This window comes from Streptomyces pratensis, assembly GCF_016804005.1.
Lineage (GTDB): Bacteria > Actinomycetota > Actinomycetes > Streptomycetales > Streptomycetaceae > Streptomyces > Streptomyces pratensis_A.
Genome location: NZ_CP051486.1, coordinates 1,242,453 through 1,260,240 on the forward strand (window position 1 = coordinate 1,242,453; position 17,788 = coordinate 1,260,240).

At 70.9% G+C, this 17,788-nt stretch carries 20 protein-coding genes; 10 read left to right on the top strand and 10 right to left on the bottom strand.

Features of this window, described 5'->3' with window-relative positions; translation table 11 throughout:
- The first annotated feature begins 70 nt into the window (after positions 1 to 70).
- Complete coding sequence (locus HED23_RS05575; protein WP_203182308.1) at positions 71 to 823, top strand: hypothetical protein; 753 nt, start codon at positions 71 to 73, stop codon at positions 821 to 823.
- Between the two features lie 124 nt (positions 824 to 947).
- Here HED23_RS05575 and HED23_RS05580 read toward each other — a convergent pair whose 3' ends face one another.
- Positions 948 to 1,466 (bottom strand): hypothetical protein, encoded by a 519-nt coding sequence (locus HED23_RS05580; RefSeq protein ID WP_203182309.1) that lies wholly within the window; start codon positions 1,464 to 1,466, stop codon positions 948 to 950.
- A 56-nt stretch (positions 1,467 to 1,522) separates the two neighbouring features.
- Positions 1,523 to 2,638, bottom strand: coding sequence for a magnesium and cobalt transport protein CorA (locus tag HED23_RS05585; RefSeq protein ID WP_203182310.1), 1,116 nt, complete (start codon positions 2,636 to 2,638; stop codon positions 1,523 to 1,525).
- A gap of 411 nt (positions 2,639 to 3,049) precedes the next feature.
- On the opposite strand from HED23_RS05585, the gene HED23_RS05590 reads away from it, so the two are divergent.
- A complete protein-coding gene (locus tag HED23_RS05590; RefSeq protein ID WP_203182311.1) occupies positions 3,050 to 3,634 on the top strand; it encodes a suppressor of fused domain protein in 585 nt (194 codons plus the stop codon).
- 77 nt (positions 3,635 to 3,711) lie between these two features.
- Here the strand turns inward: HED23_RS05590 and HED23_RS05595 are convergent, their stop codons facing one another.
- Entirely contained in the window at positions 3,712 to 4,944 is a 1,233-nt protein-coding gene (locus HED23_RS05595) for an MFS transporter (protein ID WP_203182312.1), read from the bottom strand.
- 156 nt (positions 4,945 to 5,100) lie between these two features.
- Here HED23_RS05595 and HED23_RS05600 point away from each other — a divergent pair, with 156 nt between their 5' ends.
- The 3 genes from HED23_RS05600 (at position 5,101) to HED23_RS05610 (ending at position 7,490) form a co-directional block, all read left to right on the top strand.
- The gene (locus tag HED23_RS05600; protein WP_203182313.1) at positions 5,101 to 5,745 is read left to right on the top strand and encodes a DUF6758 family protein; all 645 of its coding nucleotides are present in this window, start codon (positions 5,101 to 5,103) and stop codon (positions 5,743 to 5,745) included.
- A 157-nt stretch (positions 5,746 to 5,902) separates the two neighbouring features.
- Entirely contained in the window at positions 5,903 to 6,769 is an 867-nt protein-coding gene (locus HED23_RS05605) for a PHP domain-containing protein (RefSeq protein WP_203182314.1), read from the top strand.
- 115 nt (positions 6,770 to 6,884) lie between these two features.
- Positions 6,885 to 7,490 carry a MarC family protein gene (locus HED23_RS05610; RefSeq protein WP_203182315.1) on the top strand — a complete coding sequence of 202 codons (606 nt, stop codon included), beginning with the start codon at positions 6,885 to 6,887 and terminating at the stop codon, positions 7,488 to 7,490.
- A gap of 109 nt (positions 7,491 to 7,599) precedes the next feature.
- Here HED23_RS05610 and HED23_RS05615 read toward each other — a convergent pair whose 3' ends face one another.
- Positions 7,600 to 7,752: a hypothetical protein gene (locus HED23_RS05615; RefSeq protein ID WP_014154223.1), complete on the bottom strand. Its 153-nt coding sequence runs from the start codon at positions 7,750 to 7,752 to the stop codon at positions 7,600 to 7,602.
- A gap of 211 nt (positions 7,753 to 7,963) precedes the next feature.
- Here HED23_RS05615 and HED23_RS05620 point away from each other — a divergent pair, with 211 nt between their 5' ends.
- Positions 7,964 to 8,875: an NYN domain-containing protein gene (locus tag HED23_RS05620; protein ID WP_203182316.1), complete on the top strand. Its 912-nt coding sequence runs from the start codon at positions 7,964 to 7,966 to the stop codon at positions 8,873 to 8,875.
- A gap of 156 nt (positions 8,876 to 9,031) precedes the next feature.
- Here the strand turns inward: HED23_RS05620 and HED23_RS05625 are convergent, their stop codons facing one another.
- Together HED23_RS05625 and HED23_RS05630 are read right to left on the bottom strand one after the other, a co-directional pair.
- Positions 9,032 to 9,886 carry an alpha/beta fold hydrolase gene (locus HED23_RS05625; RefSeq protein ID WP_203182317.1) on the bottom strand — a complete coding sequence of 285 codons (855 nt, stop codon included), beginning with the start codon at positions 9,884 to 9,886 and terminating at the stop codon, positions 9,032 to 9,034.
- Positions 9,887 to 10,018: 132 nt separating this feature from the next.
- Complete coding sequence (locus HED23_RS05630) at positions 10,019 to 12,085, bottom strand: DEAD/DEAH box helicase (protein ID WP_203182318.1); 2,067 nt, start codon at positions 12,083 to 12,085, stop codon at positions 10,019 to 10,021.
- 474 nt (positions 12,086 to 12,559) lie between these two features.
- Here HED23_RS05630 and HED23_RS05635 point away from each other — a divergent pair, with 474 nt between their 5' ends.
- A complete protein-coding gene (locus HED23_RS05635; protein WP_203182319.1) occupies positions 12,560 to 13,306 on the top strand; it encodes a ferritin-like fold-containing protein in 747 nt (248 codons plus the stop codon).
- 6 nt (positions 13,307 to 13,312) lie between these two features.
- On the opposite strand, the gene HED23_RS05640 is transcribed toward HED23_RS05635, so the two are convergent.
- The 4 genes from HED23_RS05640 to HED23_RS05655 form a co-directional block, all read right to left on the bottom strand.
- Positions 13,313 to 13,585 (bottom strand): hypothetical protein, encoded by a 273-nt coding sequence (locus HED23_RS05640; RefSeq protein WP_203182320.1) that lies wholly within the window; start codon positions 13,583 to 13,585, stop codon positions 13,313 to 13,315.
- Positions 13,586 to 13,781: 196 nt separating this feature from the next.
- Positions 13,782 to 14,009 (bottom strand): DUF3107 domain-containing protein, encoded by a 228-nt coding sequence (locus HED23_RS05645; RefSeq protein ID WP_167526138.1) that lies wholly within the window; start codon positions 14,007 to 14,009, stop codon positions 13,782 to 13,784.
- A 133-nt stretch (positions 14,010 to 14,142) separates the two neighbouring features.
- Positions 14,143 to 14,784, bottom strand: coding sequence for a TetR/AcrR family transcriptional regulator (locus tag HED23_RS05650; RefSeq protein WP_203182321.1), 642 nt, complete (start codon positions 14,782 to 14,784; stop codon positions 14,143 to 14,145).
- 168 nt (positions 14,785 to 14,952) lie between these two features.
- Complete coding sequence (locus HED23_RS05655; RefSeq protein ID WP_203182322.1) at positions 14,953 to 15,168, bottom strand: hypothetical protein; 216 nt, start codon at positions 15,166 to 15,168, stop codon at positions 14,953 to 14,955.
- 110 nt (positions 15,169 to 15,278) lie between these two features.
- Between HED23_RS05655 and HED23_RS05660 the strand changes: the two genes are divergently transcribed.
- The 3 genes from HED23_RS05660 (at position 15,279) to HED23_RS35835 (ending at position 17,760) form a co-directional block, all read left to right on the top strand.
- Positions 15,279 to 16,244, top strand: coding sequence for an alpha/beta fold hydrolase (locus HED23_RS05660; protein WP_203182323.1), 966 nt, complete (start codon positions 15,279 to 15,281; stop codon positions 16,242 to 16,244).
- Between the two features lie 8 nt (positions 16,245 to 16,252).
- A complete protein-coding gene (locus HED23_RS05665) occupies positions 16,253 to 17,575 on the top strand; it encodes a DUF3152 domain-containing protein (protein ID WP_203182324.1) in 1,323 nt (440 codons plus the stop codon).
- Between the two features lie 89 nt (positions 17,576 to 17,664).
- On the top strand, positions 17,665 to 17,760 hold the full coding sequence (locus tag HED23_RS35835) for an Ms4533A family Cys-rich leader peptide (protein WP_338019580.1): 96 nt from the start codon (positions 17,665 to 17,667) through the stop codon (positions 17,758 to 17,760).
- The last annotated feature ends 28 nt before the right edge of the window (positions 17,761 to 17,788 follow it).

The following is a 17,788-nucleotide window of genomic DNA, read 5'->3' on the forward strand; positions in this document are numbered from 1 at the left end:
AATGGCGTACGCGGCACGGGTACGCTGCCGTCTGCCAACCCCCGACACACAGACGAGAGGCAGTGCGCCTGTGACCTCTTCCGTCCCGGCCGTCCGGGCCCGTCGCCGGACCGCTTTCGCCGTGGTGCTCTGCGCGGGCCTGACCGTCGCGCTGACGGCCTGCGCCGGAGAGGACCCGGACAAGGGGACCAACGGCGTCGGCAAGCTGACGGCAGCGCAGATCGACAAGAAGGCGCGGGCCGCGGCCGATGCCGCCGACGCGGTGCGGCTCACGGGAAAACTGGTCAGCAAGGGCGGGACGTACGTCCTGAACATGCAGCTCAGCAGCAAGGGCGGCACCGGATCGGTCACCTCGAAGCAGAACACATTCGCCCTGCTGCGCATCGGTGACGAGCTCTTCCTCAAGGCCGACGCGGCCTTCTGGAAGGACGAGAAGGCCGACGACGAGAGCAACGAGGCGGCCGGCAAGCTCGGCGGCAAATACGTGAAGGTCCCCGAGGACGACCCCACCTACCAGCAGATGCGCGGCTTCACGGAGAAGGAGACGCTCCTCGACGGGCTGCTCGCACTCCACGGAAAGATCAACAAGGGCGACCGGGACGCGATCGGCGGGGTGCGCACCGTGCAGATCGTGGGCGGAAAAGGTGAGGGGGGTGCACTGGACGTCTCCCTGAAGGGCACCCCGTACCCCCTGCGCGTCGCCCGTGGCGGTGGCGGCGGGACCGTGACCCTCGCCGACTGGGGCCAGGCCTTCCCGCTGGAGGCGCCGGCCGAGGACGACACCGTCGACTACGGCGGCGAGCTGCCCAGGTCCTCCGGCTGACCGGGCGGAGGCGGCCTCCGCGCGGCCGGCCGACGCCGGGCTGGCCGTCCGCCGGGCTGGCCGTCCGCCGGACTCCGGCGGACGGAGCAGGCCGGCAGCCCGAGGCCTCGGGATGACGAGCGGGTCAGCGCTTCCCGCGGCGCTTCAGCAGCAGCCGGGGGAGCGCGGCGGGCGCCGTCCGCCGCGTGGTCGCCCCGGTGGGCAGCGGCCGTGCCGCCAGCGAGGTGTCCGGCAGATCGGTGCGGGAGGCGCCGGGCGTCAGCCGTACGACCCGGCATTCCCTGGCCCAGCGCTCCGTCAGCTGATCGGCGTCGGGGGCGTTCAGCCGTTTGCCCTTGAGCTCGCCGACAGTCGCCTCCCACTCCTCGGAGTGCGGCTCCAGCACGGTGACGGCGGCGGTCCAGGCCACGAGCCTGCCCCCCTTGTCCTTGCTGCGCACTGTCACCTCGGCGGTGGCCCCGGCTTCCAGCCCGGCGGGGAGCGGCTGCTCCCCGGGGCCGTCCCCGACGAGCACGGCCGCACCCTCGTGCCACACGTGCCACAGCGCCCGGGCGTGGCCGGTGCCACGCACCCAGATGAGGCCGGACTTCTTGGTGGCCTCCTCGACGAGAGCCCGGGCAAGCAACACGTCAGCAGCAGTCATGCCCGAACTCTATTGGGTCTTCCGTCCGGATCAGGCCCGATCCGGAACGAGCTGCCCTAGAGCCAGCCGTTGCGCTTGAGCGTGCGGTGGATGGAGAAGCAGACCACGCCGATGAGCGCCAGCACCATCGGATAGCCGTAGGTCCAACGGAGTTCGGGCATGTGCTCGAAGTTCATGCCGTAGACCCCGCAGATCATCGTCGGCACGGCGATGATGGCCGCCCAGGAGGTGATCTTGCGCATGTCCTCGTTCTGGGTGACGGTCGCCTGAGCCAGATTGGCCTGCAGGATCGAGTTGAGCAGCTCGTCGAAGCCGATGACCTCTTCGTGCACCCGGGCCAGGTGGTCCGCCACATCGCGGAAGTACTTCTGGATGTCGGGGTCGATCAGCCGCATGGGGCGCTCGCTCAGCAGCTGCATCGGCCGCAGCAGCGGTGACACGGCGCGCTTGAACTCCAGCACCTCGCGCTTCAGCTGGTAGATCCGGCCCGCGTCCGATCCGCGGGGGCTTCCCTTGGAGGGGGTGGAGAACACGTCGATCTCCACCTCGTCGATGTCGTCCTGCACCGAGGCGGCCACCGCGATGTAGCCGTCGACGACATGGTCGGCGATGGAGTGCAGCACCGCGGACGGCCCCTTGGAGAGCAGCTCGGGGTCCTCCTGGAGGCGGTGGCGCAGTGCGCGCAGCGAACCCTGCCCGCCGTGCCGGACGGTGATCACGAAGTCCCGCCCGGTGAAGCACATGACCTCGCCGGTCTCGACGACCTCACTGGTCGCGGTCAGTTCGGCGTGCTCGACGTAATGGATCGTCTTGAACACGGTGAACAGCGTGTCGTCGTACCGCTCGAGCTTGGGCCGCTGGTGGGCGTGGACCGCGTCCTCGACGGCGAGCGGGTGGAGGCCGAACTCCCGGGCGATACCGGCGAACTCCTCCTCGGTCGGCTCGTGCAGGCCGATCCAGGCGAAACCGCCCTCCTCCCGGACGCGCAGCATCGCCTCACGGGGTGTCAGGCAGGAGACCTCCGTGATCCGGCGGCCGTCACGGTAGACGGCGCAGTCGACGACGGCGCTGGAGGCGGAGGGGTCACGGGTGGCGTCGTAGCTGTTGTACGGGGTGTTGCTCTTGCGCAGGGACGGGCGCACGGCGGCGCGCAGGTCACGGATCATCGACATGGCTGGCTCCTCTTCACGGAGGGCCGTCGGCGGGCACGTGGAACAGCCCGGAATGGGGACGTGCGCTCACGTCCGCAAAGCGGGCGGCACCGGGTGGGCACGATGACGGCGTTCGCTACAGACAGGCAAAAACGCGGGGCTCTTCCGGTGCGCGAACTGCCGTGGAGACGGCCGGGAAGGGCGTCAGATCACAGAAGGAAGGCGTAGTGCGGAAGAGCGGTTGGTACTGCACGGTCGACTTGGATCCACCGCAGCCCCACCTCCTCCGGCCGGTCCCCCGTGGGGGATCACGTGTTGTCAGGACTGAGAGCAACGCTTCTGCGTGCTGTCCCGACCGACGCCTCAGGCTATCAGCCGACGAGGAGCCAATCCCTTTCTGTTCCCATTCCTTACGCGTTCTATGCTCGCGGCATGGGAGAAATTCTTGATCTGGTCGAGGCCCGGCTCCGTACGGCACTGGGGGAGCCGGACGCACGCGCCGATGTGACGTTCCTCGGCACGGACCGCATCGAGGTGCTCCGCTTCGTCGACGGCGACGTGGTGCGTTACGCCACACTCGGCATGTCCGCCCAGCCGATGGCCGATCCGACCTCGCCCCTCGCCGACCCGGTGAAGGGCCCGCGTGCCGAACTGGTCCTGTCCGTACGGGTGGGTCTCGCCGACACCGACCAGGTGCTGCGGCCCCTCGCGGTGCTGGCGGCCTCCCCGCAGGTGGAGGGACTGATCGTTGCACCGGGGGCGTCACTGGACCTCGGGCAGCCGCTGTGGACCGGCGCGCCCTTCAGCTCCGTACTGGTCGCCGAGCCGGGCGGCCTCGTCGAGGACCTGGAGCTGGGGGCCCCGATGGACCCGGTGCGTTTCCTGCCGCTGCTGCCGATGACGCACAACGAGGCGGCGTGGAAGCGGGTCAGGGGCGCGCAGGAGCTCCAGGAGCGCTGGCTCTCGCACGGGACGGACCTGCGGGACCCGCTGCGCGCGTCCGTGTCGCTGGACTGACGCACCGGACGCGGGAGGCCCCGCCGCGCGGCCAGGAGGGGGAATCGCGGGCGGGGCCGGAACGGGAGGCCGCGAGGTCAGTCGGCGAAGACGGCGACGCCGTCCTCAGCGGCGTGGCGCGGCTCCAGCTCCTCGGCCTCGTGGGTCAGCGCCGAGCGCCTCACCCACACGACCGCCGCGCCGGCCAGGGCAGCGACGGCCGCGACGACGAACGGCATGTGGATGTCGCTCCACTCCTCGATCTTCGGGGCGAGGTAGGGAGCCGCGGCCGCGGCGAACCAGCGGACGAAGTTGTAACCGGCGCTCGCCACCGGGCGGGGCGCGTCCGAGACGCCGAGGGCCAGCTCGGTGTAGACGGTGTTGTTCATGCCGATGAAAGCGCCCGAGACGATGGTGCACACGACAGCCGTCGTGTGGTTGCCGTAGCCGAGGACCACGAGGTCCGCGGCGAGGAGCACCAGGGAGGCGCCGACCACCTTCAGGGAGCCGAGACGCCGCTGGAGGCGCGGTGCGACGAGCACCGAGAAGACGGCGAGCAGCAGGCCCCAGGCGAAGAAGACCGCACCCGACCTGTACGGCGACATGTTCAGCACGAACGGTGTGAAGGCCAGGATCGTGAAGAACGCGTAGTTGTAGAAGAACGCCGACGTGGCGACCGAGGCCAGCCCGCCGTGGCCGAGTGCCCTGACCGGATCGAGCAGCGAGGTCTTCCGGGCCGGCTTGGGCTGTTCCTTGAGGAACGCGGTGATGCAGAGGAACCCGACGGCCATCAGGGCGGCGGTGCCGAAGAACGGATAGCGCCAGCTGGCGTCGCCGAGCAGGGCGCCGACCAGAGGCCCGCACGCCATGCCGAGGCCGAGCGCCGACTCGTACAGCAGGATCGCCGCCGAGCTGCCGCCGGCTGCGGCGCCGACGATCACCGCGAGGGCGGTGGACACGAACAGGGCGTTGCCCAGGCCCCAGCCCGCCCGGAAGCCGACCAGCTCGGCCACGGACGAGGACGTGCCGGAGAGCGCGGCGAAGACGACGACCAGCGCCAGACCGGCCAGCAGGGTCTTGCGTCCGCCGATGCGGCTGGAGACGAAGCCGGTCACCAGCATCGCCACCGCGGTGATCAGGAAGTACGAGGTGAACAAGAGGGACACCTGGCTGGGTGTGGCCTCAAGGCCCTTGGCGATGGACGGCAGGATCGGGTCCACCAGCCCGATTCCCATGAAGGCCACGACCGAGGCGCCCGCCGTGGCCCATACGGCCTTCGGCTGACGCAGGATGCTGGTCGCTCCTTCGTCGAACGGATCCTCTCCCCGCATGGTTCTCTCGCTCTCCACTAGATCGTTGCGTTATGCACAGAATAAGTTAGACGCTCTAATAAATGCAAGCTACATTTATATTTGCGGGCCGGGGCCGCGCTGCGGACGGGTGATCGTCCTTGACGCGGCGTCGACCGGAGAGGACCGTTGGGCGTTATGAGGGGCGAACCCAGTTGCCCGAAATGCGGTGGCCGGGTCAGGGCGCCCGGACTTTTCGCCGATGCCTGGCAGTGCTCCGCGCACGGCCAGGTGCACCCGATGCAGCCGGTGGTCCCGCCCAGCGTCGAGGCGCTGGGCGTGGTGGTGCACCGGGCCCAGGTGCCCGTGTGGATGCCCTGGCCGCTCCCGGTCGGCTGGCTCTTCACCGGCGCGGCGTACGCGGGTGACGACCGCAGCGGTGGCCGCGCCACCGCTGTCATGTGCTCAGGCCCCGGTCCGCTCGGCGGAATGGGTGAACTGCTGCTCGTCGCCGAGGAGCTCGGAGTCGGGCTCGGCGCGCGCTACGCCGGAATCGACGGCCTCGACCCCGGGTCGGGCCTGCGCCTCGACGCGGCGCCCGATGCCAAGGTGCTCGCGGCGGGGCGTCCCACCCCGCTCTGGCACGTCAAGGACGCCCCCGCCGACCGTGCGGTCTTCGCGGGTGAGGCGCGTGGCCTGTGGCTGTGGGCGATCGTCTGGCCCGAACAGTCCGGACTCCTGATGTACGACGAACTGGTCCTGACCGACCTGCGTGACGCGGGCGGGGAAGTGGACCTGCTGCCCTGCGGAGCACTTACCCCCCGGCTGCTCACGCCGCCCTGATCCGGTTGTGACGCGGAGGCCTTGCCGGACGGCGTGGTGCGGAGGTGCGGGGGCCTTGCCGGGCGGCGTGGTGCGGAGGCGCGGGGGCCGGAAGGGTGACACCCGGCGGTTATCCTTGAGCGTCCCCTGTCCGCCCATCAGCCCTGGAGTACGCGTCGTGCGCATCGATCTGCACACCCACTCCACGGCTTCCGACGGCACGGACACCCCCGCCGAGCTGGTGGCCAACGCCGCCGCCGCGGGACTCGACGTCGTCGCCCTGACGGACCACGACACGGTCGGGGGCCACGCCGAGGCCGTGGCCGCGCTCCCCGAGGGCCTCACCCTCGTCACCGGAGCCGAGCTCTCCTGCCGCGTCGACGGCATCGGCCTGCACATGCTGGCCTACCTCTTCGACCCGGCCGAGCCCGAACTGGCCCGCGAGCGTGAGCTCGTCCGGGACGACCGGGTGCCGCGGGCGCAGGCCATGGTGCTGAGGCTTCAGGAGCTCGGTGTGCCGGTCACCTGGGAGCAGGTCGCGCGGATCGCAGGGAACGGCTCCGTCGGCCGCCCGCACGTCGCGACCGCACTCGTGGAACTCGGGGTCGTCGACACGGTCTCCGACGCCTTCACCTCCGCCTGGCTCGGCAACGGCGGTCGGGCGTACGCCGACAAGCACGAACTCGACCCGTTCGACGCCATCCGGCTGGTCAAGGCCGCGGGCGGCGTCACCGTCTTCGCGCACCCGCTCGCCGTCAAGCGGGGGGCCGTCGTCCCCGAGTCCGTGATCGCGGGGCTCGCCGAGGCCGGGCTCGACGGCATCGAGGTCGACCACATGGACCACGACGAGCCCACCAGGGCGCGGCTGCGAGGGCTCGCCGCCGAGCTGGGGCTGCTGCCCACCGGGTCCAGCGACTACCACGGCTCCCGCAAGACCGTCCTGCTCGGGGAGTACACCACCGACCCCGAGATCTACGGCGAGATCACCCGGCGTGCCACGGGGGCGTTCCCCGTGCCGGGCGCCGGCGGACCGCTCCCCGCGTAACGGGGCACCTCTTCTCCCTTCCCTGCCGCACCCCCCTCGTGCGTCCGGGCGTCCTCATGACGCGCCTTGGCGCGCGCATCCTCCTGTTCGGCCCGCTTCTCTCGCAAGGCTCACCGTGTTCGACATCGCTGTCTTCGGATCCCTTTTTCTCACCCTTTTTGTGATTATGGATCCGCCTGGAATCACCCCGATCTTCCTGGCCCTCACCGCGGGCCGTCCCGCCAAGGTGCAGCGCAGGATGGCGCTGCAGGCCGTCGCCGTCGCCTTCGGCGTGATCGCCGTCTTCGGCCTGCTCGGCCAGCAGATCCTGGACTATCTGCATGTCTCGGTGCCGGCGCTGATGATCGCGGGCGGGCTCCTCCTGCTGCTCATCGCGCTCGACCTGCTCACCGGCAAGACGGACGAGCCGACGCAGACCAAGGACGTCAACGTGGCCCTGGTGCCACTCGGCATGCCGCTGCTGGCCGGGCCCGGTGCCATCGTCTCGGTGATTCTCGCGGTGCAGAACGCGGACGGGACCGCCGGTCAGGTCTCGGTCTGGGCGGCCATCGTCGCGATGCACATCGTGCTCTGGGTGACCATGCGGTACTCGCTCCTGATCATCCGCGTGATCAAGGACGGCGGGGTGGTCCTGGTGACCAGGCTCGCCGGGATGATGCTCTCGGCCATCGCCGTGCAGCAGATCATCAACGGCGTCACCCAGGTCATCCAGAGCTCCTGAGGCCCGGGCCCGGACACCACAGCGCCCCCGCACGGACCGTCCGTGCGGGGGCGCCTCGTCTTCAGCTCGTCATCCGCCCGAAATCAGCGACGCGGAGCAATGCAAGGTGTTACGAAGCCGAGGTGTCGGCCGGCCGGATGTAGATGCGCTGGCCCATTGCCGCGGCCTGCTGCACGATCCGGTTGACGGAGGCGGCGTCCACAACGGTGCTGTCCACGGCGGTACCGTCGACATCGTCGAGTCGCATGATCTCGAAGCGCATATGGCTTCCCTTCGTCTGATCCTCCTGCTGGAGAACTACTGGGAGGACGGGCTTGCCGTCCGCAAGGATGGGGAGCGCAAGACGTCGGACGTCCCGCGCTCCACAGGGGGTACAACGACTTGCCTACTGCAAACATTCCCTACGCTAAGGAAATTTTTTGGATGTCTAAGTACCCGTCGGTAATCAGCCATGCGCACACGATGAGGTCCGTATGAGTCACGCGGACACGCGGACGGACGAAGGACCGGGCATCCGCGAACAACTGGACCGCACCAACGCGCTGCTCCAGCGTGTACTCGCCGAGGTGTCGAAGACCCCCTCCACCCATGCGATCTTCGTGGACGCCGGCTATGTCTACGCGGCGGCGGGACTGCTCGTCACCGGCACCGAGGATCGGCGGTCCTTCGACCTGGACGCCGAAGGGCTGATCGAGGCCTTCATCGACAAGGCCCGCACGATCTTCGCGGACAGCAGGCTGCTGCGCGTGTACTGGTACGACGGGGCCAGGCGCCGGATCCACACCGTCGAGCAGCAGTCCATCGCCGAACTGCCCGACGTCAAGGTCAGGCTCGGCAACCTCAACGCCAACAACCAGCAGAAGGGCGTCGACTCACTCATCCGCACCGACCTCGAGTCCCTCGCCAGGCACCGCGCCATCAGCGACGCGGCACTCGTCGGCGGCGACGAGGACCTGGTCTCGGCCGTCGAGGCCGCCCAGGGCTACGGTGCGCGCGTCCACCTCTGGGGCATCGAGGCGGGCGAAGGCCGCAACCAGGCGGAGCCGCTGCTCTGGGAGGTCGACAGTCAGCGCACCTTCGATCTCGACTTCTGCCGCCCGTACGTGACCCGGCGTTCCGTCACGATGTACGAGGACGACAGTCCGGCACCCGCCCGCGAGGACGTCCGCTTCGTCGGCGCGCAGATCGCCGCCGGCTGGCTCTCCTCGCGCGGCCGTGAGGCGCTCGCCGACCTGCTGCCCGGTCACCCCTATCTGCCGGGCTCCGTCGACCAGGACCTGCTCGTCGAGGCCGAACGTCTCCTCCAGCACTCCCTGCGCGGCCACGCCCATCTGCGCCGGGCGCTGCGCGACGGCTTCTGGCAGCACCTGCAGGCACAGTACTGACGGCCGCCAGGTCCCCCTTCCCGGCGGCCCTCGGCGGCAGGCGGGACGGGGGCTCGGCCGATGGGCCGTAGGACGAACCGGAGCGATCTGCCGCCGTACCCGCCCCGCTCGGGCGGTCTCGTCGAAGGCTCCGCCCACGCGAGTGGAAGAACAGGCTCAGAGGCTGTCCCAGAACGCGACGAGGGCCGCGGCCGTCTCCAGGGGCCGGGCCGTGTTGGGGGAGTGCTCGGCGCCTGCGATCACGGTGCGGCGGGCGTCCAGCCGCCGGGCCATGTCGTCCAGCAGCGGCACCGGCCAGACGTCGTCGCGCTCCCCGGAGACCACGTGCAAGGGGAGGGGCAGCGCGGCGAGCTCGTCCACCCGGTCGGGCTCGGACGACAACTGCGCACCGGTGGCGATCAGCTGCGCCGGGTCGTGACGCATCCAGCGGCGGCGCAGGTCCTCTCCGTCGCCCGTGTCCGCGTCCTCGGGCGGGTCCATCGCGCGCATCATCTGCCAGACCTCGGCCATGCTCCAGCGGCTCAGCGCGTCGCTGAGCAGCCGTGCCTTCTTCTGCTGGGCGGGGTCGATCTCCGCCGGGCCGGACGACATCAGGGTCAGTGAACGGAAGGGCGTGGCGTCCAGCAGCACCGCCGCACGGGAGATCTGGCCGCCCAGGGAGTGCCCGAGCAGATGGATGCCGCCGGACTGCGGGGTGACGTCGACGGCGGCGGCCTGAGCGAGCACGTCACGGGCCAACTCGACCTGCGAGTAGGAGTCATGGCCACCCGTCGCCCCGGTCTCGTACTGCCCCCGGCCGTCGACGGACAACACGCGGAAACCGGCCGCGGCGAGCGGTTCGAGCAGCGCGATGAAGTCCTCCTTGCTCCCGGTGTACCCGGGCAGCAGGAGGGCGGTGGAGCGTGCGCCGGCGGGCGGCGCGGCGTCCAGTACGGCGAAGTCCCCGCGCGCGGTACGCAGTACGCGGGCACGGGCACAGGGGGGCGGGGTGAAGGTGGGCGGCCGGCTCATGGGGCCGAGCGTATCGCCGGGTGCCCGGACGCGCCCGGGCGGACCGGGCCGACCGTCCCCCCCGGCAGACGTACGGCCCTGTCCCCCACGGTGCGGGGGACAGGGCCGTACGGAGGTGACTGCGGCCGGAGATCAGCCCTCGGTCGTCTCGGCGGCCGCGGCCGCGCGGGAACGACGCCTGCGCGGCTTGGCGGGAGCCGCCTCGCCGTCCGCCACGGCCGCCGTCACCGCGACGGTCTCCGCCTTCTCCGTGGCCGCGGCGCGCGGCCGACGGCGGCGCGGCTTGGTCTCCGCGGCGTCCTCGGCGGTGGTGGCCACCGCCGAGGTCTTCGGCTTGGCAGCGGCGCGGGTGCGGCGCGGCTTGGTCTCGGTCACCGGCTCCGAGGGCGGCGCGATCTGGAAGTCGACCTCGTCGGCGGGCTTCACGATCCGGGTGCGGCGGCGCGGCTTGGTGGCCACGGGCTCCACCGCCGGTGCGGCGACGGCCACGGTCTGGAAGTCGACCACGGGCTCGGCGGCAGGCACCTGCGCCACGACCGGCTTCGTGGCCGTGGTCCGGGCCCGACGGCGGCGCGGCTTCGGCTCCGCGGCCGGCTCGGCCTCGGCCACGGGTGCGACCTCTGCGACCGGGGCCTCCACCACGGCCACGGCCCCCTCGGTCACGGCCTCCGGGGCTGCGGCACGGGCCCGACGGCGGCGCGGCTTCGCCTCCACGGCCGGCTCGGCCTCGGCCACGGGTGCGACCTCTGCGACCGGGGCCTCCACCACGGCCACGGCTGCCTCGGCCATGGCCTCCGGGGCTGCGGCACGGGCCCGACGGCGGCGGCGCGGGGTACGCGGCTCCGGCGTGTCCTCGACGGGCGCCTCCGCTGCGGGTGCGGGCACGGTGACGGCGCCCTCCTCGAGGGTGCTCCCGCCCCGCGTGCGACGACGCTGACGCGGCGTGCGCGGCGGACGCTCCTCACGGGGAGCCGGGGCAGCGGCGACGGACTTGCGGCCACGGCCGCCGGTCTCGCCGAGGTCCTCGATCTCCTCCGCGCGCAGACCGGCACGGGTCCGCTCGGTCCGCGGCAGGACACCCTTGGTGCCGGCCGGGATGTTGAGCTCCTCGTACAGGTGCGGGGAGGTGGAGTACGTCTCGGGCGGGTCCGGGAACTTCAGGTCCAGCGCCTTGTTGATCAGCTGCCAGCGCGGGATGTCGTCCCAGTCGACCAGCGTGATCGCGATGCCCTTGGCACCCGCGCGGCCCGTACGGCCGATGCGGTGGAGGTACGTCTTCTCGTCCTCCGGCGACTGGTAGTTGATGACATGGGTCACACCCTCGACGTCGATGCCGCGCGCGGCGACATCGGTGCAGACGAGGACGTCCACCTTGCCGTTGCGGAAGGCGCGCAGCGCCTGCTCGCGGGCACCCTGGCCGAGGTCCCCGTGGACTGCTCCGGACGCGAACCCGCGCTTCTCCAGCTGCTCCGCGATGTCGGCGGCCGTCCGCTTCGTACGGCAGAAGATCATCGCGAGCCCGCGGCCTTCGGCCTGCAGGATGCGGGAGACCATCTCGGGCTTGTCCATCGAGTGGGCGCGGTAGACGAACTGCGCCGTGTTCTTGACGGTCGTGCCCTCGTCGTCGGGCGAGGTGGCGTTGATGTGCGTCGGCTGCGACATGTAGCGGCGCGCGAGGCTGATCACGGCACCGGGCATGGTGGCCGAGAACAGCATCGTCTGGCGCTTGGGCGGCAGCATGGTGATGATGCGCTCGACGTCGGGCAGGAAGCCCAGGTCGAGCATCTCGTCTGCCTCGTCCAGGACGAGGACGCGGATGTGCGAGAGGTCCAGCTTGCGCTGGCCCGCCAGGTCGAGCAGCCGTCCCGGGGTGCCGACGACCACGTCGACGCCCTTCTTGAGGGCCTCTACCTGGGGCTCGTACGCCCGGCCGCCGTAGATCGCGAGAACGCGGACGTTACGGGCCTTGCCCGCGGTCAGCAGGTCGTTGGTGACCTGCTGGCAGAGCTCACGGGTGGGTACGACGATCAGGGCCTGCGGCGCGTCCGTCAGCTTCTCGGGGGCCGCCCGGCCCGCCTCGACGTCGGCGGGGACGGTCACGCGCTCCAGGAGCGGAAGACCGAAACCGAGCGTCTTGCCGGTGCCGGTCTTGGCCTGGCCGATGACATCGGAGCCGGAGAGCGCTACCGGGAGCGTCATCTCCTGGATGGGGAACGGGGAAGTGATGCCGACCGCCTCGAGGGCTTCGGCCGTCTCGGCAAGGATTCCGAGGTCGCGGAACGTAGTCAGGGTGCTGCCTCTTCTGTGAGACGCGGCCCGAGGCGAACGCTGGGGGTCGTACCGTGCCGGGGTTGGTCATCCGGCCGTGGATGGGCCGGGTGGCGCGGGACCACTGCCGTCGCTCGAGCGCTCGTGCCGCTGAGGGGGCCCCTCATCTGCGGTCGTACGTGGTGTACGCCCCGCGTGGAGGGCTGTCGGGTCGGAGCCGATCGGGCCACCGACCGGGCATCCTCATTCAAGGTCGCGCTCCTGGCACAAGAAAATGCTCAGTAAGCGCAATACCACTGTACCCCGGATTCGCGCATGCGTGTTGGGCGAATTCATCGGAACGGTGTGATGTCTCCCGCCGGCCAGGCCCTTCGGTCCCTGCCAGGGCGGGCTATTCTGCGCTCCATGGAGACGCCTGACAACGCCACTGAAGTATCCGCCGAAGCGCCCGCACCGACCGGAATCGCCGCCCAGGACTGGGCCACCGCATCTGCCGACCCGCAGTACCGCGCCGCGGTCGTGGATCTGCTCGGCGCGCTCGCCTACGGGGAACTCGCGGCCTTCGAGCGGCTCGCCGAGGACGCCAAACTCGCGCCGACACTCGGTGACAAGGCGGCACTGGCAAAGATGGCGTCCGCCGAATTCCATCATTTCGAGCAGTTGACCGACCGGCTCACGGCCATCGAGGAGGTACCGACCGAGGCCATGGAGCCGTTCGCCAAGGCCCTCGACGACTTCCACCGCCAGACCGCTCCGTCGGACTGGCTGGAAGGCCTGGTCAAGGCGTACGTCGGCGACTCGATCGCCAGTGACTTCTACCGGGAGATCGCCGCCCGGCTCGACGCGGACACCCGCTCCCTCGTCCTCTCCGTGCTCGACGACACGGGCCACGGGAACTTCGCTGTCGAGAAGGTGCGCGCCGCCATCGAGGCGGAGCCCCGGGTCGGCGGCAGGCTCGCCCTGTGGGCGCGGAGGCTGATGGGGGAGGCGCTCTCGCAGGCGCAGCGGGTGGTCGCGGACCGCGACGCCCTGTCCACGATGCTCGTGGGGGGCGTGGCGGACGGCTTCGACCTGGCCGAGGTCGGCAGGATGTTCTCCCGGATCACCGAGGCGCACACCAAGCGGATGGCCGCGCTCGGTCTCGCTGCCTGACGGGCCCTACTGGGCCGCCGCCGATCGCACCGGCCTGCTGCCGCGCGGGCGGATCAGCAGTGACAAGGTCACCGCTCCGATCAGTACGGCGCCGGTGGGCGTCATCAGGACATGGCCCGAGCCCACCGTCGAGTGCGTCAGATACGCGCCGAAAAGGGCGCCCAGCCCACCCGTGACGAACACGACGCGGGAGGACGGGAGCCTGCCGGGCAGGGAGTGGAGCGCGACCCAGGACAGGGCGAGTCCGAGTACGACGGAGCTGATGGTTTCCCAGAGCACAGAGGGGTCACCTCGCTTGTTGGCGCGGCGGGCGTTCGGTCGTAGGCCGTCTTACCCGTGACCCGCGGAATACAACCCTCCTCGGCTCCCGTGAACCCCACCGAGGGAAGGACCGGGAAAAGATCCGGAGGAGAAGAGGTGGAGGCCCGGCGGACGATTCCGCCGGGCCTCCACCTCTGCTTCCGCGTCGCGCGGGCTACAGCGCGCCGAATCCCACCCGCCGGGTGCTGGGCTCGCCGATCTCCACGTAGGCGATCCGGTCGGCCGGCACCAGGACCTTGCGGCCCTTGTCGTCCGTGAGGCTGAGCAGCTGCGCCTTGCCGTTGAGCGCCTCGCCGACCGCGCTCTCGACCTCTTCGGCGGAAAGTCCGCTCTCCAGAACGATCTCGCGGGGCGTGTGCTGCACCCCGATCTTGACCTCCACGGCTATGTCCCTCCGACGGTCCGTCTCTGCGCGGTGAACCGCGCCGTACGCAGCACACATTAGCCCGGTGAAGGGACGGACCACGGGTCGACCGGCAACGCCCGCAGCGAACACCGGCTCCCGCCCGTGGGGCTCAGTGCTGATCGGCGCCGTGGAGCGGGAATCCCGCGATACCCCGCCAGGCGAGCGAAGTGAGCAGCTGTACGGCGGTCTCACGGGGGATGCCGGAGCGGCTGGAGAGCCAGTAGCGCGCCACGACCTGCGAGACGCCGCCGAGGCCGACCGCCAGAAGCATCGATTCGTCCTTGGAAAGACCCGTGTCACCGGCGATGACGTCGGAGATGGCCTCCGCGCACTGCAGCGAGACCCGGTCGACCCTCTCGCGGACCGCCGGCTCGTTGGTCAGGTCGGACTCGAAGACCAGGCGGAAGGCGCCGCCCTCGTCCTCCACGTACGCGAAGTAGGCGTCCATCGTCGCCTCGACACGCAGCTTGTTGTCCGTGGTCGACGCGAGCGCCGTACGGACCGCCTGGAGCAGCGACTCGCAGTGCTGGTCGAGCAGGGCGAGGTAGAGCTCCAGCTTGCCTGGGAAGTGCTGGTACAGCACCGGCTTGCTGACACCGGCCCGCTCGGCGATGTCGTCCATCGCCGCGGCGTGGTAGCCCTGGGCGACGAAGACCTCCTGCGCGGCGCCCAGCAGCTGATTGCGGCGGGCACGGCGAGGAAGCCGGGTGCCCCGCGGGCGCGCCGCCTCTGTCTGCTCGATGGCTGTCACGCCGCCTCCCAAATTCGTGATCGAACACAGTCGTACCGTGCACGCTGCGCCGTGGGGACATCGTACTTTTGAGTAACCCGGGTGCGCGCGGCGCGGACGCAGAATTTCACGGACCGGACGGCTGCGGTAGCCGCAGATATGCCGGTCCCGGCCGCAAAGCGGTGCGTTCTACCGGTAATCGTCCTCATCCTGTGCGACGACACGGGCCTGCTCCGCCGCATCCGCCTCGTTCGCGATGCCGCGGTCGACGCCGGTGAGCGGTTCGTCGCGCTCGGACCGGACGGCGGCCCGCTGTTCGGCGGTGTCGGCTTCGGGGGCTTCGGGGCCCGGTTCCTCCGGCTGTGGATCCTCGAAGGTCTCCGGGTCGCTCGGATCGACCGTCATGATGGCTCCCTTCCTTCCCTTGCAGCCTAGGAGCAACCCTCCGGGGGCGCTATGCGGCCTGTGACCGCGAACACATGAACCACCGCGTGATCGTCTCGTAACATTGCCGCATGTCTTCGACCGAGCTGCCCGGTATCCACGCCGCCGCTGCCGCGGTGGCACCCACGGTCAGTGCCGTCCGGGTCGCGGAGGGGGAGGAGCTGCGCTCCGTCACCCTTCCCGGCCTCACCCTGACCGTCCGCTCCCGCCCGGCGGGGACGGCGGTATCCGCTCCCGCTCTCTTCGTGCACGGTCTGGGCGGCTCCTCCCAGAACTGGTCGGCGATGATGCCGCTGCTGGCGGACACGCTCGACAGCGAGGCGGTCGATCTGCCCGGCTTCGGGGACTCCCCGCCGCCGGACGACGGCAACTACTCCGTCACCGGACACGCCCGGGCGGTGATCCGGCTGCTGGACGCCGGCGGGCGTGGGCCCGTTCACCTTTTCGGTAACTCTCTGGGCGGTGCTGTTGCCACCCGGGTCGCGGCCGCCCGGCCCGATCTGGTGCGCACCCTGACGCTGATCTCCCCGGCCCTGCCCGAGATCCGGGTCCAGCGGCCCGCCGTGCCGACGGCCCTGCTCGCACTCCCGGGCGTCGCATCCCTGTTCGTGCGGCTCACCCGGGAATGGACCGCGGAGCAGCGCACCCGCGGCGCCATGGCACTCTGTTACGGCGATCCGGCACGTATCTCCGACGAAGCCTTCCGACACGCGGTGGCCGAGATGGAGCGCCGGCTGGAACTGCCGTACTTCTGGGACGCCATGACACGCTCGGCGCGGGGCATCGTCGATGCCTACACGCTGGGAGGACAGCACGGGCTGTGGCGCCAGGCCGAGAGGGTGCTCGCACCGACCCTGCTGGTGTACGGCGGACGGGACCAGCTCGTCTCGTACCGGATGGCACGCAGGGCGTCCGCGGCCTTCCGCGACTCGCGCCTGCTGACACTGCCCGACGCCGGGCACGTGGCGATGATGGAGTACCCGGAGGCGGTCGCCCAGGCGTTCCGGGAACTGCTCGACGAACGCGGCGGGAGCTGATCCGGGGCGTGGGACGACACAGCCGAAAGGGCCCCGGGGCCACCCGGCGCGAAACCGGGGCCGCGGCAGCCGCCGGTACGGAGCGCGGCACCGGCCGGCGCGGCAGGGACTCCGCCACGCCGCCCTCGCGGGACGGCCACAGTCCGTTCCGCGACGCCCCGCAGGTGCGTGGCGGACATCCCGAGCAGCATGAGCCGGGCGGCGGCTGGGGAACCGGACCGCAGCCGCACCACGGCGGCCGGCAGGACCCCGCGGGTCCGGGCGACCAGGAGATCTTCCGTGCGGGACAGGCCGCCATGGCGCGGCAGCAGGCGGCCCAGCGGGAGGCCGGGCGGCGCACGGCCGGGCCGCAGACCGGTGACGCCACGCTGATACCCGGCCCTCGCAGGGAATTCCTGGAGGCGTTCGACACCACGCCTTCGCGTCCCGTACCGCCCGTACCGCCCGAGGCCGGACCCCGGACCCCAGGGGGCCCCGACGAACCCGCCGGCGCTCCGGTCGATCCGGGGGCCCGGGAGCCGAAGGGGAGCAGGGGCCGCACGTTCACGGGGATCGCGGCAGCAGCTGTGACCACGGTTCTCGCGGTCGTGGTGGCCGGGCAGGTGGCGCAGAGCGGGGGCGCGGTGGACGCCCCGCAGTCAGGGGGCGTCGACCGGCAGGACTCCGAGGACGCCTCCCGTTCGGTCGAGCGGGCGGCTCCACAGGTGCAGCGGCAGGAGGCCGCGCCGCTGACGTACGCGCAGAAGATGGCCACCGCCTTTCCGCTGGCGCCCGATCTGAAGGCGTCCGGGACGTTCGAGGCGGTTCCGGGGCTGGCGAAGGCGCCGGGCAAGGGGCACAAGTACCGCTACCGGATCGATGTCGAGCAGGGACTGGGCCTCGATTCCGGGCTGTTCGCCGAGGCGGTGCAGAAGACGCTGAACGACGATCGCAGCTGGGCGCACAACGGGGCCATGACCTTCGAGCGGATCTCCTCCGGTGAACCCGACTTCGTGATCACTCTCGCGAGCCCGGGGACCACGGGCGTCTGGTGCGCGAAGTCCGGTCTGGACACCACGGAGGACAACGTCTCCTGTGATTCCGCCGCCACCGACCGCGTGATGATCAACGCGTACCGGTGGGCTCAGGGTGCCTCAACCTTCGGACCGGACAAGCTCCTGGCCTACCGTCAGATGCTGATCAACCACGAGGTGGGTCACCGGCTGGGGCACGACCATGTGAGCTGCAGCACCCAGGGTGCCCTGGCGCCCGTGATGCAGCAGCAGACCAAGACCCTGGACCTGGACGGCGTCAAGTGCCGTCCCAACCCCTGGGTCCATCCGGGGAGTTGACCGACCACCGAAGACTGCTGTCCGCATAGTGGGACGGCGGTCTCGCTGCGCGTTGACATCACGGGGAGGGGTCGTCCATATTTCTCCGCATGTCACGCAGCCCCGCATCCCCCGAGCGCGCCGCCCTTGAGCTGGCGCTCCTCGGCGTGGCCGGGCACTGCGTAGCCGACATTCTCTGTCGCTGACGCCTGCTCGAGCGCGCGTCGGCCCCCG